Raw genomic sequence first — 14,698 nt, 5'->3', positions numbered from 1 at the left:
ACTACATACTGCCACCGCCGGTAAGGACCGCAGTGCTGTCAGGCGACCCTGCGTCCACTGCGCGGGACGGCGATCATGTGTTGCGGTTCGAAACCGGTCTATCCGTTGGCTCCCGAAACGGTGAAGAGTGCGGCAGAGTGTTCCCGTGCACTCACCGTCCGGCGTGGAGCTGGCCGGGCTGGCGAGCCTGTTGGTCGCGGTCCCGGCCGTCGCCCTGTTGGCCAACTCCGGCCGCAAACACACCGGCGCCGCACGGCGCGCCCATCTGCTGCTGGCCGCGGGCGCCGCAGTCACCACCGCCGCCGCGCTGGCCGGTCTGCTGAGCAACCTCTTCCTGATGCACGCCCCGGCGCAGCTGGCCTCGGCCGTGGCGGTCGCGATGGCGCTCGGCACGCTGACCCTGCTGACCGGCACCCTGATGCTGCCGGGCGCCGCGGAGACCCCGGGCGCGGCGGCGCGGCACCTGCTCGACGGGTTCGTCGTCGCCGCGGCGCTGTGGTTCGTCGGCTGGGTGCTCGTCTCCGAGCCCACCCGGCTGCTCGGCGACCAGACCCCCGGGCGCTGCCTGTCCATGCTGCTGCCGGCCGGGGTCGCCGCGATCGCCCTGGGCCTGACCACCGTGCTGGCCATGCACGCGCACCGGCCGCGGCACATCACGGTGCGGGTGGCCGCCGGGGTGACCATGGTCGCCGTCGCCGCGACCGCGCTCTCCAGCGGCATCTGCCGCAGCTGGCCGGTCGTGGTGCTGCTCAGCGCCGTGCTGCTGCCCGCTGGGCTGGTCGTGGTGGCCCGCGCGGTCAAGGTCGCGGACCGCCCGGTCGAGGTGATCGGCGACGTCACCCAGCGCAACACCGGGTACGCCTTCGTGCCGATGTCCGCGCTGGTCGGCGCGCTCGGCTACCACCTGGCCGTCGGCGGCGTCTTCGACGTGTTCGGCTTCCTCGGGGTCAGCATCGAGGGCTTCGCGCTGGTCGCCCGGCAATACCTGGCCCTGGTCGACGTGAAGCGGCACACCCTGCGGCTGGGCCAGCGCGAGGCGCACTTCCGCGAGCTCGCGCACACCGACCCGCTGACCGGGCTGGCCAACCGGCGCGGGCTGGTCCGGGCGCTGCGCGAGCCGGCCGTGCGGGAACGCGCCCGGGTGCTGGTCGGCCTCGACCTGGACGGGTTCAAGAACGTCAACGACATGCGCGGGCACGACGTCGGCGACGCCGTGCTGGCCGAGGTGGGCCGGCGGCTGGGCGCCAACCTGCGCGACGGCGACGTCGCGGCGCGCCTCGGCGGTGACGAGTTCGCGGTGCTCATGTGGGCCACGCCCGAGGAGGCGATGGTCGCCGGCAAGCGGCTGCTGGCCGTGCTCAGCGAGCCCTACGAGACCGAGGAGGGCTCGGTCTTCCTCTCCGCGAGCGTCGGCGTCGCCGACTCGCCGGTCTCCGGCGACACCGGCGAGCTGATGCGCGACGCCGACCTGGCGCTGCGGTACGCGAAACAGCGCGGCAAGAACCGCGTGGAGCGCTACCAGAAGCGCTACGACGAGCTGCTGCGCCGGCACAGCGTGCTGGAGAACGAGCTGCGGCACGCCATCGAACGCGAGCAGCTGCGCCTGGTCTTCCAGCCGGTCGTGGCGTTGCCGTCGATGCGGCCGGTCGGCGCCGAGGCCCTGCTCCGCTGGCACCACCCCGACCTGGGCGCGGTCCGGCCGGACGAGTTCATCCCGGTGGCCGAGGAGTCCGGGCTGATCGGCATGATCGGTTCCTGGGTGCTGGACCAGGCCTGCCGCCAGCTCGCCCAGTGGCTGGCCGGCGGGCACGACGTCTGGGTGTCGGTGAACCTGTCGCCCAAGGAGCTGCACGCCGCCGACTACGCGGGTCAGGTCGCCGAGGTGCTCGAGCGCTACCACGTGCCGCCGCAGCGGCTGGTCCTCGAGGTGACCGAGCACGCGGTCGCCACCGACATGGACGAGCTGATCCGCCGGCTGTGCGAGCTGCGCTCCACCGGCGTGCGGATCGCGCTGGACGACTTCGGCGCCGGCTACTCGTCGCTGGGCCAGCTGCGCAACCTGCCGGTGGACATCCTGAAGATCGACCACGCGCTGGTCGCGGAGCCGGAGTCGCGTACCGGCACGGCGGCGCCGCTGGTGGACGTGGTGGTGCGGCTGGGTCACCGGCTCGGGCTCGAGGTACTCGCCGAGGGCATCGGCACCCCGGCGCAGCGGGCGATCGTCGAGGAGGCCGGCTGCCGGCTGGGCCAGGGCTCGCTCTTCGGCTGGGGCGTGCCCGCCGAGCACCTGCAGGCCCAGCTGGAGACCGTACGGTCCTCCGGGGCCCGGCCGGTGCCGGTGCAGCGGGCCCGGCCGCCGGCCCCGCCGAGCGCGCCCGCGCGCAGTCAGGTGATCATGCTGGGACCCGGGATGCGGCAGGTCAGAGCGTTGCTGCCGACCGATCCGGCGTTCGCCATCGAGGACGGCTCGCGAACGGGTGACCAAGATGTGAGATCAGTTGACGCACCCCGTGAGATGGGGCAGTCTTAGACGCATGTGCTTGTCGTCCCGAGTACTTATGTGAGCGCACTGTCCCTCCTCCGGAGAGATGACAGTGCGCTAGGTCCCGTGCTTCGGCACGAGGACCTTTTTTGTTGCTCACGTATGAGGATGACCCACCCCGAACGAAGGTCGGAACGCCATGACAAGACCCACTCCCGAGACTCTCGCTCACCGTGCCACCCCGGCTACCGTCGCGGCGGCAGCCGGCGCCCCGGCCGTAGTCACGGTGGCGCCGACCCCGGCCACCGGGGCCGGCTCGCTCGTGCGGTCGCTCGAGGCGCTCGGCGTCGAGGTGGCGTTCGGGATCCCCGGCGGGGCCATCCTGCCCGCCTACGACCCGCTGTACGACTCCAAGGTCCGGCACATCCTGGTCCGCCACGAGCAGGGCGCGGGGCACGCCGCGACCGGGTACGCGCAGGCCACCGGCAAGGTCGGCGTCTGCATCGCCACCTCCGGGCCGGGCGCGACGAACCTGGTCACGCCGATCGCCGACGCGTACATGGACTCGGTGCCGATCGTCGCGATCACCGGCCAGGTGGCCCGCCCCGCGATCGGCACGGACGCCTTCCAGGAGGCGGACATCCAGGGCATCACGCTGCCGATCACCAAGCACAACTTCCTCATCCAGACCCCCGAGGAAATCCCGCAGATCATGGCGGAGGCGTTCCACCTCGCGCTGACCGGCCGGCCCGGCCCGGTGCTCGTCGACGTGCCCAAGGACGTGCTGCAGGCGGCGACCACCTTCGCCTGGCCGCCGACCCTGGACCTGCCCGGCTACCGGCCCACCCTGCACCCGCACGGCAAGCAGATCCGCGAGGCGGCCCGGCTGATCGCCGCGGCCAAGCGCCCGGTGCTGTACGTCGGCGGCGGCGTGCTCAAGGCCGGCGCCACCGACGGGCTGCGCAAGCTGGCCGAGCTGACCGGCATCCCGGTGGTCACCACGCTGATGGCGCTCGGCGCGTTCCCCGACTCGCACCCGCAGCACCTGGGCATGCCCGGCATGCACGGCACCGTCCCGGCGGTGTACGCGCTGCAGAAGTCGGACCTGCTGGTCACCCTCGGCGCCCGCTTCGACGACCGGGTCACCGGCAAGCTGGACTCGTTCGCGCCGGACGCCAAGGTCGTGCACGCCGACATCGACCCGGCCGAGATCGGCAAGAACCGGCACGCCGACGTCCCGATCGTGGGCGACGCCCGGCACGTGATCGACGAGCTGATCGCCGCGGTCTCCGGCACGGCGGGCGGCGTCACCGCGTACCAGGGCTGGTGGGCCCAGCTCGACGACCTGCGCGAGCGGTACCCGCTGGGCTACGACGAGCCCACCGACGGCACCCTGGCCCCGCAGTACGTGATCGAGCGGATCGGCGAGCTGGTCGGCCCCGAGGCGATCTACGTCGCCGGCGTGGGCCAGCACCAGATGTGGGCGTCGCAGTTCATCCGCTACGAGAAGCCGGGCACCTGGCTCAACTCCGGCGGCGCCGGCACCATGGGCTACGCGGTCCCGGCCGCGATGGGCGCCAAGGTGGGCCGCCCGGACACCGCGGTGTGGGCGATCGACGGCGACGGCTGCTTCCAGATGACCAACCAGGAGCTGGCCACCTGCGCGCTGGAGGGCATCCCGGTCAAGATCGCCGTGATCAACAACGGAAACCTGGGCATGGTCCGGCAGTGGCAGACCCTGTTCTACGAGGGCCGCTACTCCAACACCGAGCTGGGCACCCACAAGCACCGCATCCCCGACTTCGTGAAGCTGGCCGAGGCGCTGGGCTGCGTGGGCCTGCGCTGCGAGTCCAAGGACGACGTGGACGCGACCATCAAGGCGGCCATGGAGATCAACGACCGGCCGGTGGTCATCGACTTCACGGTCGGCAAGGACGCCATGGTGTGGCCGATGGTCGCGGCCGGCACCAGCAACGACGAGATCATGTTCGCCCGGGACGTGCGCCCGGCCTTCGACGAGGACGATCTGTGACCGCCATGAACAAACACACCCTGTCCGTGCTCGTGGAGAACAAGCCCGGCGTGCTGGCCCGGGTCTCGGGTCTTTTCTCGCGGCGGAGCTTCAACATCGATTCGCTGGCGGTGGGCGAGACGGAGAACCCGGACGTCAGCCGCATCACGATCGTGGTCAACGCCGACTCCTCACCCCTGGAGCAGGTGACCAAGCAGCTCAACAAGCTGGTGAACGTCCTGAAGATCGTCGAGCTGGACCCGCAGCAGTCGGTCCAGCGCGAGCTCCTGCTGGTCAAGGTGCGGGCCGACCGCACCGTGCGCGGCCAGGTGCTCGAGACGGTCGAGCTGTTCAGGGCGAAGGTGATCGACGTCGCTCCGGACACCCTCACGATCGAGGCGACCGGCAACCCCGACAAACTCGATGCGTTGCTGCGCGACCTCGAGCCGTACGGCATCAAGGAGATGGTGCAGTCGGGTCTCGTGGCCATCGGCCGTGGCTCGCGTTCCATCACCACCGGCCCCGCCCTGCGCGCGGCCTGATTCAACCAAGATTCGAGAGGGAACCAATGACCGCCGAAGTGTTCTACGACGACGACGCCGACCTGTCCATCATCCAGGGACGCAAGGTCGCTGTTATCGGGTACGGCAGCCAGGGCCACGCGCACTCGCTGTCGCTGCGCGACTCGGGCGTCGACGTGGTGGTCGGCCTGAAGGAGGGCTCGAAGAGCCGCGCCAAGGCCGAGGAGCAGGGCCTGAAGGTGCTCACGCCCGCCGAGGCGTCCGCCTGGGCCGACGTGATCATGGTGCTGGCGCCGGACACCGCCCAGCGGAAGATCTACACCGAGTCGATCGCGCCGAACCTGACCGCCGGCAAGGCGCTCTTCTTCGGTCACGGCCTCAACATCCGGTTCGAGCTGATCAAGCCGCCGGCCGACGTGGACGTGGCGATGGTCGCCCCGAAGGGCCCCGGCCACCTGGTCCGCCGCCAGTACGTGGACGGCAAGGGCGTGCCCGCGCTCATCGCGGTGGAGCAGGACGCCAGCGGTGGCGCCCAGGCGCTCGCGCTGTCGTACGCGAAGGCGATCGGCGGCACCCGGGCCGGCGTCATCAAGACCACGTTCAAGGAGGAGACGGAGACCGACCTCTTCGGCGAGCAGGCGGTCCTCTGCGGTGGCACGGCCGCGCTGGTGCAGACCGGCTTCGAGGTGCTCACCGAGGCCGGCTACGCCCCGGAGATCGCGTACTTCGAGTGCCTGCACGAGCTGAAGCTGATCGTCGACCTCATGTACGAGGGCGGCATCTCCCGGATGCGGTACAGCGTCTCGGACACCGCCGAGTTCGGTGACTACGTCAGCGGCCCGCGCGTGATCAACGCCGGGGTGAAGCAGGAGATGAAGAAGATCCTCGCCGAGATCCAGTCCGGCGAGTTCACCAAGGCGCTCATCGCCGACGACGAGAACGGCGGCCAGCGGCTGCAGCAGTTCCGCAAGGAAGGCGCCGAGCACCCGATCGAGGTGACCGGCAAGAAGCTGCGCGACATGATGAGCTGGGTGGACCGCCCGATCACCGAAACAGCCTGACTTTTAATGTCCTCAGGCGCCGGGTCGCCGTGCCGTAAGGCACCGCGACCCGGCGTTTTGCGTGACCATTCGATTACCTGAAACCTGGGCGTTACGTCCCGCTTACCAAGCCGGCGTCGTCATCGAATTGTGTACTGTTCGGGCACTGCGGCCGTGACAACAGCAGGTAGATTCGCCGCATGCGACTGGCTGATTCTTTCCGGAGTGAGCGCTTCGGCGCAGTCCGGATTCATGAGCTCCAGAGGGTGATCGAGCTCGACTCGGGCGCCGTGCATGACGCCTCGTCGGCGGGCAGCCGAATCGTGCCGCCGGAGGCATTACGCGCGGTCGAGTCGCAAATGGTAATCGTCGTGCCGTGCATGAATGAGTCACGAAGCGTCATCGAAGGGGTGCTCTCCGGAATTCCCCACGACTGCCTCATTGTGCTGGTCTCCAACAGCGACAAGCTGCCGGTGGACCGATACGAGATCGAGGCGCAGACGCTGGAGCAGTTCTGCCGGCTGGCCGGCCGGTCGGCGATCAGCGTGCACCAGAAGGACCCCGGACTGGCCGCCGCGTTCAAGGCCGCCGGGATGGAGGAACTGATCGGCGAGGACGGGCTGGTCCGCGCCGGCAAGGGCGAGGCGATGCTGATCGGCATGGCGCTGGCCGCGATGACGGGCCGGCGTTACCTGGGCTACGTCGACGCCGACAACTACGTGCCGGGCGCGGTACACGAGTACTGCAAGGCGTACGCGGCCGGGCTGCACCTGGCGGCCAGCCCGTACTCGATGGTCCGGATCTCCTGGCACTCCAAGCCGAAGCTGCGCGACGGGCGGCTGTTCTTCAGCCGCCGCGGACGCAGCTCCGAGATCACCAACGAGTGGCTCAACCGCTTCCTCGCCGAGTATTCCGGCTTCGGCACCGAGGTGATCGCCACCGGCAACGCGGGCGAGCACGCGATGACCCTGGACCTGGGCCTGAAGCTGCGGCTGGCCGGCGGCTTCGCGGTCGAGCCGTACGAGTACATGGACCTCTTCGAGCAGTTCGGCGGGATCCTGGAGAGCGCCAGCCCGGACGTGATGGCGAGCTCGGTGCCGGTGCTCCAGATCGAGACCCGCAACCCGCACTTCCACGACAACAAGGGCGAGGAGCACGTGCAGGGCATGCGGATGCAGGCGCTGAACGTGGTCTACCACTCGCCGGTCACGCTGCCCTCGGTACGCCAGGCGATCATCGAGTTCATGGTGTCGCAGGGAGCGCTGGAGGTCGGCCAGGAACCGCCGCGCGAGCGGGTCTACCCACCCGTCGGCAGCCTGGATCTTGAGCTGCTCTACGACGGGCTGGACGCGGAGGCGCTGACCTTCCGGCAGTTCGACGGCCAGGCCTCGGCCGGCTACGCGCCGTCGCCATCGATCGAACGGCACGGCATCCCGCGTCCCACGGTCTGACGCCTGAGGTCCCGGCGGCGGTGCGCCTGCCGGGACCTCAGGCGTTGTTACTGGTGCTGAGGCGGCACGGGGCGGATCTGCTCGGTCGGGGCCTGCTGGGCGGCGGCCAGGGGCACCGGCGTGCTCTCGGCCGGAGGGTCGGACAGGGCGGTAGTGGGATCGGCGGAGGGTTCGGTCACGGCCGCGGTGGGCTCTGCGGGCGTGGGTCCGCTGTCGGCGGCCGTGGGTCCGCTCTCAGCAGGCGTGGGTCCGCTGTCGGCCGCCGTGGGTCCGCTGTCGGCCGCCGTGGGTCCGCTGTCGGCAGGCGTGGGTCCGCTGTCGGCGGGGCCGGGCCTGCTGTCGGCGGGGTTGGGCCCGTTGTCGGCGGGGTTGGTGCCGGCTGAAGCACCCTCGGATGGCGCCGAGGATGACCACGCCGGTGGCGCGGAGTGAGGCTGCGCCGGCGGCGCCGAGGAAGGCTCCGCCGTGGGCTGCTGCTGGCCGGACCAGGGCGCGGCCGCGGCGTCGGGCCAGGCCTGGTATTGCTGCCCGGTCCACCCCTGACCTTGCTGCGGCGGGTATTGATACTGCCCCGGATAGCCAGGCTGGCCGGCAGAACCGACCTGCCCCGGCTGGGCCGTGGGATACCCCGGCTGCCCGGCATAGCCGGACTGCCCCGGCTGGGCCGGATAACCGGGCTGGGCAGCAAAGCCGGACTGCTCCGGCCGGCCCCCGGGATGCCCCGGCTGCCCCGCATGACCAGGCTGAGCCGGATATCCCGGCTGGCCCGGATATCCAGGCTGGGCCGGATAAACCTGGTGCGGTGCGCCACCCCACTGCTGCTGCGGCGCCGGATACTGCCACTGCTGCTGATAGACCGGCGGCGCCTCCGGCGTGGTCAGTTCCCGCAGCCAGTCCCGCTCCGCGCGCGACCACACCCTGCGCGCCGCCAGGTAAGCCGGCCCCTGCCCGAGCAGCGGCACCAGCAGCACCCCCAACCCGAGCACCAGCGCCAGCACGCCGACCCGCAGCCCTTCGGTGTCCGGGCTCTCCCCGGCCACCCCCACGGCCAGCATGATCAGCCCGGCGACCACCACCAGCACACCGACGACCATCGGCCCGATGGTGTTGCCGTCGCGGACGAACGACCAGGCGACCGCGACCACCAGCACCGCGCACACCGCGACGGCCGAGGCGCCCAGGCCGCGCAGGGTGGCCTCGCCGACGTCGTCGGAGTAGGAGGCGCCGGAGAACAGCGTCACCATGGCCAGCAGGATCAGCGGCAGGGCCAGCATGCCGAGCAGCGCCACGGTGACCGCCACTCCGAACGGCACCCGCCGCGGCGGCTCGGGAATGGCCGAGCCGTGGTCCTCGTCGACTTCCTCGGCCTCGGCCGGTGCTTCAGACATGCCGTGGAGGCTAGCGGTCCGGTGCGACAAAGACCGGGCCGCCCGACGCACCGCAAGGTTTCGTGCGTGTGAGGCCGGTCACTCCACCATGACATGCCGTAACCCCGACGCCACACCCTACGATCGCGGAAAGGTCGGCGGCCGGCCGCCTGCGAGACGAACAAGTGGAGACATATGACTCCCGTGGTACTCATCGCCGAGGAACTGGCCCCCGCCGCCATCGATGTGCTGGCCTACGACTTCGATGTCCGGCACGTGGACGGCACCGACCGGTCCGCCCTGCTCGCCGCGCTGGCCGAGGCCGATGCGGTGATCGTGCGCAGCGCCACCCGGATCGACGCCGAGGCGGTCGCCGCCGCGCCGCGGCTGAAGGTGGTCGCCCGGGCCGGCGTGGGCCTGGACAACGTCGACGTCGCCGCCGCCACCGCGCGCGGCGTCATGGTGGTCAACGCGCCGACCTCCAACATCGTGTCGGCCGCCGAGCAGGCGATCGCGTTGCTGCTCGCCGTGGCCCGGCACACCGCCGACGCCAGCGCGTCACTCAAGCGGGGCGAGTGGAAGCGTGCCCGCTACACCGGCGTCGAGGTGCAGGGCAAGACCGTCGGGGTGGTCGGGCTGGGGCGGATCGGCGTGCTGTTCGCGCAGCGGATGGCCGCGTTCGGGACCCGGCTGATCGCGTACGACCCGTACATCCAGCCGGCCCGGGCCGCGCAGCTCGGGGTGCGGCTGGTCGGGCTCGACGAGTTGCTGCGGGAGAGCGACTTCATCTCGATCCACCTGCCGCGTACCCCCGAGACGCTGGGGCTGATCGGTGAGAAGGAGCTGGCCACGGTCAAGCCCGGGGTGCGCATCATCAATGCCGCCCGCGGCGGCCTGGTCGACGAGCGTGCGCTGGCCGAGGCGCTGGCCGAGGGCCGGGTCGCCGGCGCCGGCATCGACGTCTTCGTCACCGAGCCGACCACCGAGTCGCCGCTGTTCGCCTTCAGCAACGTGGTGGCCACCCCGCACCTGGGCGCGTCCACGGTCGAGGCGCAGGACAAGGCCGGGCTGTCGGTGGCCCGCAGCGTCAAGCTGGCGCTGCAGGGCGAGTTCGTGCCGGACGCGGTGAACGTGCAGGGTGGCGCGGTCGACGAGGACGTGCGCCCGCTGCTCGGGCTCGCCGAGAAGCTCGGCAAGGTCTTCACCGCGGTCGCCGGCGGCATCGCGGCCAGCGTGACCGTGGAGGTGCGCGGCGAGATCGTGTCGCACGACGTGGCCGTGCTCAAGCTGGCCGCCACCAAGGGCCTGTTCGCCTCGGTGGTCGAGGAGCAGGTCACCTATGTCAACGCCCCGCAGCTCGCGGCGGACCGCGGCGTCGAGGTCGAGCTGGTCGTCGACCGCGAGGTCTCCGACCACCACAACCTGGTCACGGTACGCGGCGCGCTCCCGGACGGGCGCACGGTCAGCGTGTCCGGGAGCGTCACGGGTACGGGCACCCGCGAGTCGTGCAAGCTCACCCACGTCGACGAGTTCGACCTGGAGCTCGGCGCGGGTGGCGTGCTGCTGTTCTTCCGCTACCCGGACCGCCCCGGCGTCGTCGGCGCGATCGGCACGATCCTCGGCGAGGCCGGCGTCAACATCGCGGCGATGCAGGTGGCCCGGCGGGAGGCCGGCGGCGAGGCGCTGATGGCGCTGACCGTCGACTCCTCGGTGGACGCGGAGCTGCTCTCGGCGGTGGCGGCCGCGATCGGCTCGGCCAAGGGCAGCATCGCCGACCTGCGCGACGAGGACTAACGAGTCTTGACCGGCGGCGGATACACCGTGCCGTCCTGCAGGTCGAGCAGGTCCAGATTGAGCTCACCGGCGAGCCGCTCGATCGTCTCCAGCACCGCGTCCGGGCAGCCCTCGTCCAGCCGCATCTGGATGTGGTCGGCCGCGGCGTGCAGCGGGGCGCTGGCCCAGGGCGAGCCGGCGAGCGTGGCGCGCGGGCCGCGGTCGGGGTAGTTGCTGGTCAGGGCGTCATAGAAGGCGACGACGCGCGGATCGGCGGGACGCTGCGGGTGATCACCGCGGGCGCACCGGGCGTTGGCGGCGCGTACGTCGTCCGGCAGCGCCGCGTTGTCCATGGCCCACACCACGAGGTCAAAACTCACCGGCGCATGGTGCCATACCGCCGGGCGGCGGAGTCGGTTGTCGCCCCGACACGCGGGGGATGCGTCTTGCGCGACATTAGTCCGCATCGCTAGCGTTGGTCCTGCCGCACGGGCTACGTGGGCGTGTCTTCGGGTGACACTTCCGTGGTCGCTCCGTGCGGAGGATGCACCCCCGGCGGGCGCGAGCCACGCGTACCTGTCGTGACAGCCCCCGCGATCGTTGCCGCGATCGACGGGGGTTGTTCGCGTCCGGGGTCCTTAACGAATCTTCACCCAAACTCTGGGACCGCCGTGTCAGAGATCGGGATGGCGGACTAAGGTCGAGCGGTCGGATCGACTGAGGGAGTGGACGTGACGGTGGCGCGGATCGCGGTGGTGGCCGGCGACGGCATCGGAACCGAGGTGACCGCGCAGGCCCGCAAGGTGATCGAGGCCGTGCTCCCGGATGCGGAGTTCGACGACTACGACCTGGGCGCCCGCTTCTACAACCGCACGCACGAGGTGCTCCCGCAGGCCATCGAGGACGAGCTGGCCGCGCACGACGCCATCCTGCTCGGCGCGATCGGCGACCCCAGCGTCCCGCCCGGCGTGCTCGAGCGCGGGCTGCTGCTCAAGCTCCGCTTCGACTTCGACCAGTACGTGAACCTGCGCCCGTCCCGGCTCTGGCCCGGCACGGTCAGCCCGCTCGCCGGCCTCAAGCCGGGCGAGATCGACATGGTCGTCGTGCGCGAGGGCACCGAGGGTCTCTACGTCGGCGCCGGTGGCGTGCTGCACAAGGGCACGCCCGCCGAGATCGCCACCGAGGAGAGCCTGAACACCCGGCACGGCGTCGAGCGGGTCGTGCGCGACGCGTTCGGCCGGGCGCAGCGCCGCGAGCGCCGGCACCTGACGCTGGTCCACAAGACCAACGTGCTCACCCACGCGGGCGGGCTCTGGGCGCGCACCTTCGCCGCGGTCGCCGCCGAGTTCCCCGACGTCACCACGGAATACCAGCACATCGATGCCGCGAGCATGTTCATGGTGAGCAACCCGCAGCGCTACGACGTGGTGGTGACCGACAACCTCTTCGGTGACATCCTCACCGACATCGCCGCTGCCGTGACCGGTGGCATCGGCATGGCCGCCAGCGGCTCCGTCAACCCGGAGCGCAAGTACCCGTCGACCTTCGAGCCGGTGCACGGCTCCGCGCCGGACATCGCCGGCCAGGGCATCGCCGACCCGGCGGCCGCGATCCTCTCCGCGTCGCTGCTGCTCGAACACCTCGGGCACCCCGACGAGGCCCGCCGAGTATCCGAGGCGGTCGCGGCCGAGGTCGCGTCCCGCACGCCGGGCGAGCCGCTGCGCACCGCCGAGGTCGGAGACCGGGTCGCCGCTACCGCGGCCGCCTGACCTCACCTCTCCCCGCGTCGTCCCGCCGGGCCATCAGTCCGCCTTTAGTCCGCCTTTGGGTGGCGGCGGGGTGGTTGGACGGGGGTCGATGACGCACGCCCGGAGGTCGGCTTTGAACGACCGTTCGGGGTAAGTTCATGGAGCACTACGGGTGCTACCTCTTCGTTCTTCGTGACAGAAAGCAGGTCAACTGCCATGAGTGGTGGTGACAACCTCGACTTCGAGATCCGTCCGAACCCGGCGCCCGTAGGCGACGCGGACCGAGCCACATTGCTGGCCAACCCGGGCTTCGGCCGGATCTTCACCGACCACATGGTCACCATCCGGTATGCCGAGGGCAAGGGCTGGTACGAGCCCCGGGTGGAAGCCCGCGCCCCCATCCCGATGGACCCGGCCTCGGCCGTGCTGCACTACGCCCAGGAGATCTTCGAGGGGCTGAAGGCGTACACGACACCGGGCGGCGGCGTCGCGATGTTCCGCCCGGACGCCAACGCCGCCCGGTTCGGCCAGTCCGCCCAGCGGATGGCCATGCCGGTCCTGCCGCAGGCCATGTTCCTCGAGTCGCTGCACCAGATGATCAAGATCGACAAGGCCTGGATCCCGCAGAGCGACGAGGGCAGCCTGTACCTGCGGCCGTTCGCGTACGCCAGCGAGGTGTTCCTCGGCGTGCGCCCGGCGATGGAATACCTGTACCTGGTGATCGCGTCCCCGGTGGGGGCGTACTTCAGCGGCGGGGTCAAGCCGGTGGCCGTCTGGGTCACGCCCGACTACACCCGCGCGGCTCCCGGCGGCACCGGCGCGGCCAAGTGCGGCGGCAACTACGCCGCCGGCCTGTCCGCCCAGGCCGAGGCGTTCGAGCACAACTGCGAGCAGGTGGTCTACCTGGACGCGGTCGAGCGCAAGTACGTCGACGAGCTCGGCGGGATGAACGTCTTCTTCGTGCTGGACGACGGCTCGCTGGCGACCCCGCCGCTGACCGGCACGATCCTGCCGGGCATCACCCGCGACTCGGTCATCAAGCTGGCCGAGCGGGCCGGCCGGCGGGTCGAGGAGCGGCCGGTCAGTTTCTCCGAGTGGCGCAGCGGGGCGGCCTCGGGCCGGATCCGCGAGGCCTTCGCCTGCGGCACCGCCGCGGTGATCACCCCGATCGGCACGGTCCGCTCGCCCGAGGGCGAGTTCACCATCGCCGACGGCGGCTCCGGCGAGGTCACCATGGGGCTGCGTCAGGAACTGGTCGACATCCAGCGCGGCCGGGCCGCGGACCCGTTCGGCTGGGTGCACCGCGTCATCTGAGTGCAGATCTTCCGGTACGGCGCCGGGCAGCGCACCAGCTGCCCGGCGCCGCTCCGGTCAGGTCCACAAGGGTCACTCCGCGGGTGTTCCGCGCGAGATGGCCACCGTCACCGGCGGCGTGAAGGGCGAGGAGGCCGGTGGGGGCGGACCGGGTGGCCCGCCGCCCAGCCGGTCGACGTTTGTCCGCCGGTCGATGGTCAGCAGCCGAGGCGGCGGGTGGAGAGCGCGATGTCGTCCATCCACAGGTCAAAACCGGCGGGTGTGGTGCCGCCCTGGTAGAGCTGCCAGCCGATCTTCACGGTGTCGACCGTGGGCAGCACGAACGGCACGGCGTTCCCGCCGTGCGCCTGTTCCGTGGCCGTCAGCGTGACATCGTCGCCGAACCACGTGGTCACGGTGTTCGTCGTCGGGTCGAGACGCCACTCGACGCACTGCCAGGTGTCCGCGACCGCCGGTGCCGCCTCGGTCCAGGCGGTCCAGTCGCCGGTGGGTCCGCCGTCGGCGCCGATGCCCCAGAGCGCCCGGTTGACCGTCGGCACGTACTGGCCGCCGACCGGGCGTACCACCTCGGTGCTGCCGCTGCCCGTCGCCTCGACCAGCGTGAAGTGGGCCCAGTCCGGCGCCGTGGGGAACGCGTCGACGCGCAGCCGCAGCCGGCCGTAGAACCCGGTCGGCGGGACGGTGAGGTCGTCGACCCGCAGGAAGGCGCGCCCGTTGTCCAGCGTCCGGACGTGCAGCACCTTGCCCCGGCCCGGCTTGCGCTCCACCGTGAGCGTGCCGTTGCGGGTGTCGATGCCCCAGTCCAGGCTGCTGGCCCCGCCCGGTGGCAGCCGGTCGAAGTTCTCACAGAACAGCACGCCGGGCCGCGCGCAGTCCCGGGTGCCGGGGCTACCCGTTGCGCTGGTGCTGCCGGTGAGCAGGCACAGGGCCAACGTGGACACGGCTGTCAGCAGGCCGATGGGCGACAAGGCGATTCTCCTTCGGAGACGAC

The 14,698-nt window shown here is 71.2% G+C and carries 11 protein-coding genes; 8 read left to right on the top strand and 3 right to left on the bottom strand.

Annotation, left to right across the window (positions count from 1 at the left end; all coding sequences use genetic code 11):
• The first annotated feature begins 145 nt into the window (after window positions 1-145).
• From ACIBQZ_RS33960 to mpgS, 5 genes are all read left to right on the top strand, one after another.
• Window positions 146-2,530: a putative bifunctional diguanylate cyclase/phosphodiesterase gene (locus ACIBQZ_RS33960; protein WP_396092934.1), complete on the top strand. Its 2,385-nt coding sequence runs from the start codon at window positions 146-148 to the stop codon at window positions 2,528-2,530.
• Between the two features lie 151 nt (window positions 2,531-2,681).
• Entirely contained in the window at window positions 2,682-4,514 is a 1,833-nt protein-coding gene (locus tag ACIBQZ_RS33955) for an acetolactate synthase large subunit (RefSeq protein ID WP_396092933.1), read from the top strand.
• A 5-nt stretch (window positions 4,515-4,519) separates the two neighbouring features.
• On the top strand, window positions 4,520-5,035 hold the full coding sequence (gene ilvN, locus ACIBQZ_RS33950; RefSeq protein WP_023561968.1) for an acetolactate synthase small subunit: 516 nt from the start codon (window positions 4,520-4,522) through the stop codon (window positions 5,033-5,035).
• Between the two features lie 26 nt (window positions 5,036-5,061).
• Window positions 5,062-6,075, top strand: a complete 1,014-nt coding sequence (gene ilvC / locus ACIBQZ_RS33945; protein WP_396092932.1) for a ketol-acid reductoisomerase — start codon at window positions 5,062-5,064, stop codon at window positions 6,073-6,075.
• A 179-nt stretch (window positions 6,076-6,254) separates the two neighbouring features.
• Window positions 6,255-7,505 carry a mannosyl-3-phosphoglycerate synthase gene (gene mpgS, locus ACIBQZ_RS33940; RefSeq protein WP_396092931.1) on the top strand — a complete coding sequence of 417 codons (1,251 nt, stop codon included), beginning with the start codon at window positions 6,255-6,257 and terminating at the stop codon, window positions 7,503-7,505.
• A 47-nt stretch (window positions 7,506-7,552) separates the two neighbouring features.
• On the opposite strand, the gene ACIBQZ_RS33935 is transcribed toward mpgS, so the two are convergent.
• Entirely contained in the window at window positions 7,553-8,893 is a 1,341-nt protein-coding gene (locus tag ACIBQZ_RS33935) for a hypothetical protein (protein ID WP_396092930.1), read from the bottom strand.
• 174 nt (window positions 8,894-9,067) lie between these two features.
• On the opposite strand from ACIBQZ_RS33935, the gene serA reads away from it, so the two are divergent.
• Window positions 9,068-10,666, top strand: a complete 1,599-nt coding sequence (gene serA, locus ACIBQZ_RS33930; RefSeq protein ID WP_396092929.1) for a phosphoglycerate dehydrogenase — start codon at window positions 9,068-9,070, stop codon at window positions 10,664-10,666.
• Here serA and ACIBQZ_RS33925 read toward each other — a convergent pair.
• Window positions 10,663-10,998 (bottom strand): hypothetical protein, encoded by a 336-nt coding sequence (locus tag ACIBQZ_RS33925; RefSeq protein ID WP_396093012.1) that lies wholly within the window; start codon window positions 10,996-10,998, stop codon window positions 10,663-10,665. The two genes, serA and ACIBQZ_RS33925, sit on opposite strands and share 4 nt — an antisense overlap.
• Window positions 10,999-11,382: 384 nt before the next feature.
• Here ACIBQZ_RS33925 and ACIBQZ_RS33920 point away from each other — a divergent pair, with 384 nt between their 5' ends.
• Window positions 11,383-12,414, top strand: coding sequence for a 3-isopropylmalate dehydrogenase (locus ACIBQZ_RS33920; RefSeq protein ID WP_396093011.1), 1,032 nt, complete (start codon window positions 11,383-11,385; stop codon window positions 12,412-12,414).
• A gap of 195 nt (window positions 12,415-12,609) precedes the next feature.
• Complete coding sequence (locus tag ACIBQZ_RS33915) at window positions 12,610-13,707, top strand: branched-chain amino acid aminotransferase (RefSeq protein WP_396092928.1); 1,098 nt, start codon at window positions 12,610-12,612, stop codon at window positions 13,705-13,707.
• A 197-nt stretch (window positions 13,708-13,904) separates the two neighbouring features.
• On the opposite strand, the gene ACIBQZ_RS33910 is transcribed toward ACIBQZ_RS33915, so the two are convergent.
• Window positions 13,905-14,675 carry a hypothetical protein gene (locus tag ACIBQZ_RS33910; RefSeq protein WP_396092927.1) on the bottom strand — a complete coding sequence of 257 codons (771 nt, stop codon included), beginning with the start codon at window positions 14,673-14,675 and terminating at the stop codon, window positions 13,905-13,907.
• Window positions 14,676-14,698: the final 23 nt, after the last annotated feature.

This window comes from Actinoplanes sp. NPDC049599, from assembly GCF_044465625.1.
Lineage (GTDB): Bacteria > Actinomycetota > Actinomycetes > Mycobacteriales > Micromonosporaceae > Actinoplanes.
The sequence above is the reverse complement of the archived record's forward strand: the minus strand, read 5'-3'. Positions and strand labels throughout refer to the sequence as shown.

Excerpts from the sequence above, each read along its gene's own strand:
- ACIBQZ_RS33955 (WP_396092933.1), top strand. The coding sequence starts at position 2,682 with ATGACAAGACCCACTCCCGAGACTCTCGCTCACCGTGCCACCCCGGCT.
- ilvN (WP_023561968.1), top strand. The coding sequence starts at position 4,520 with ATGAACAAACACACCCTGTCCGTGCTCGTGGAGAACAAGCCCGGCGTG.
- ilvC (WP_396092932.1), top strand. The coding sequence starts at position 5,062 with ATGACCGCCGAAGTGTTCTACGACGACGACGCCGACCTGTCCATCATC.
- mpgS (WP_396092931.1), top strand. The coding sequence starts at position 6,255 with ATGCGACTGGCTGATTCTTTCCGGAGTGAGCGCTTCGGCGCAGTCCGG.
- ACIBQZ_RS33935 (WP_396092930.1), bottom strand. The coding sequence starts at position 8,893 with ATGTCTGAAGCACCGGCCGAGGCCGAGGAAGTCGACGAGGACCACGGC.
- serA (WP_396092929.1), top strand. The coding sequence starts at position 9,068 with ATGACTCCCGTGGTACTCATCGCCGAGGAACTGGCCCCCGCCGCCATC.
- ACIBQZ_RS33925 (WP_396093012.1), bottom strand. The coding sequence starts at position 10,998 with ATGGACAACGCGGCGCTGCCGGACGACGTACGCGCCGCCAACGCCCGG.
- ACIBQZ_RS33915 (WP_396092928.1), top strand. The coding sequence starts at position 12,610 with ATGAGTGGTGGTGACAACCTCGACTTCGAGATCCGTCCGAACCCGGCG.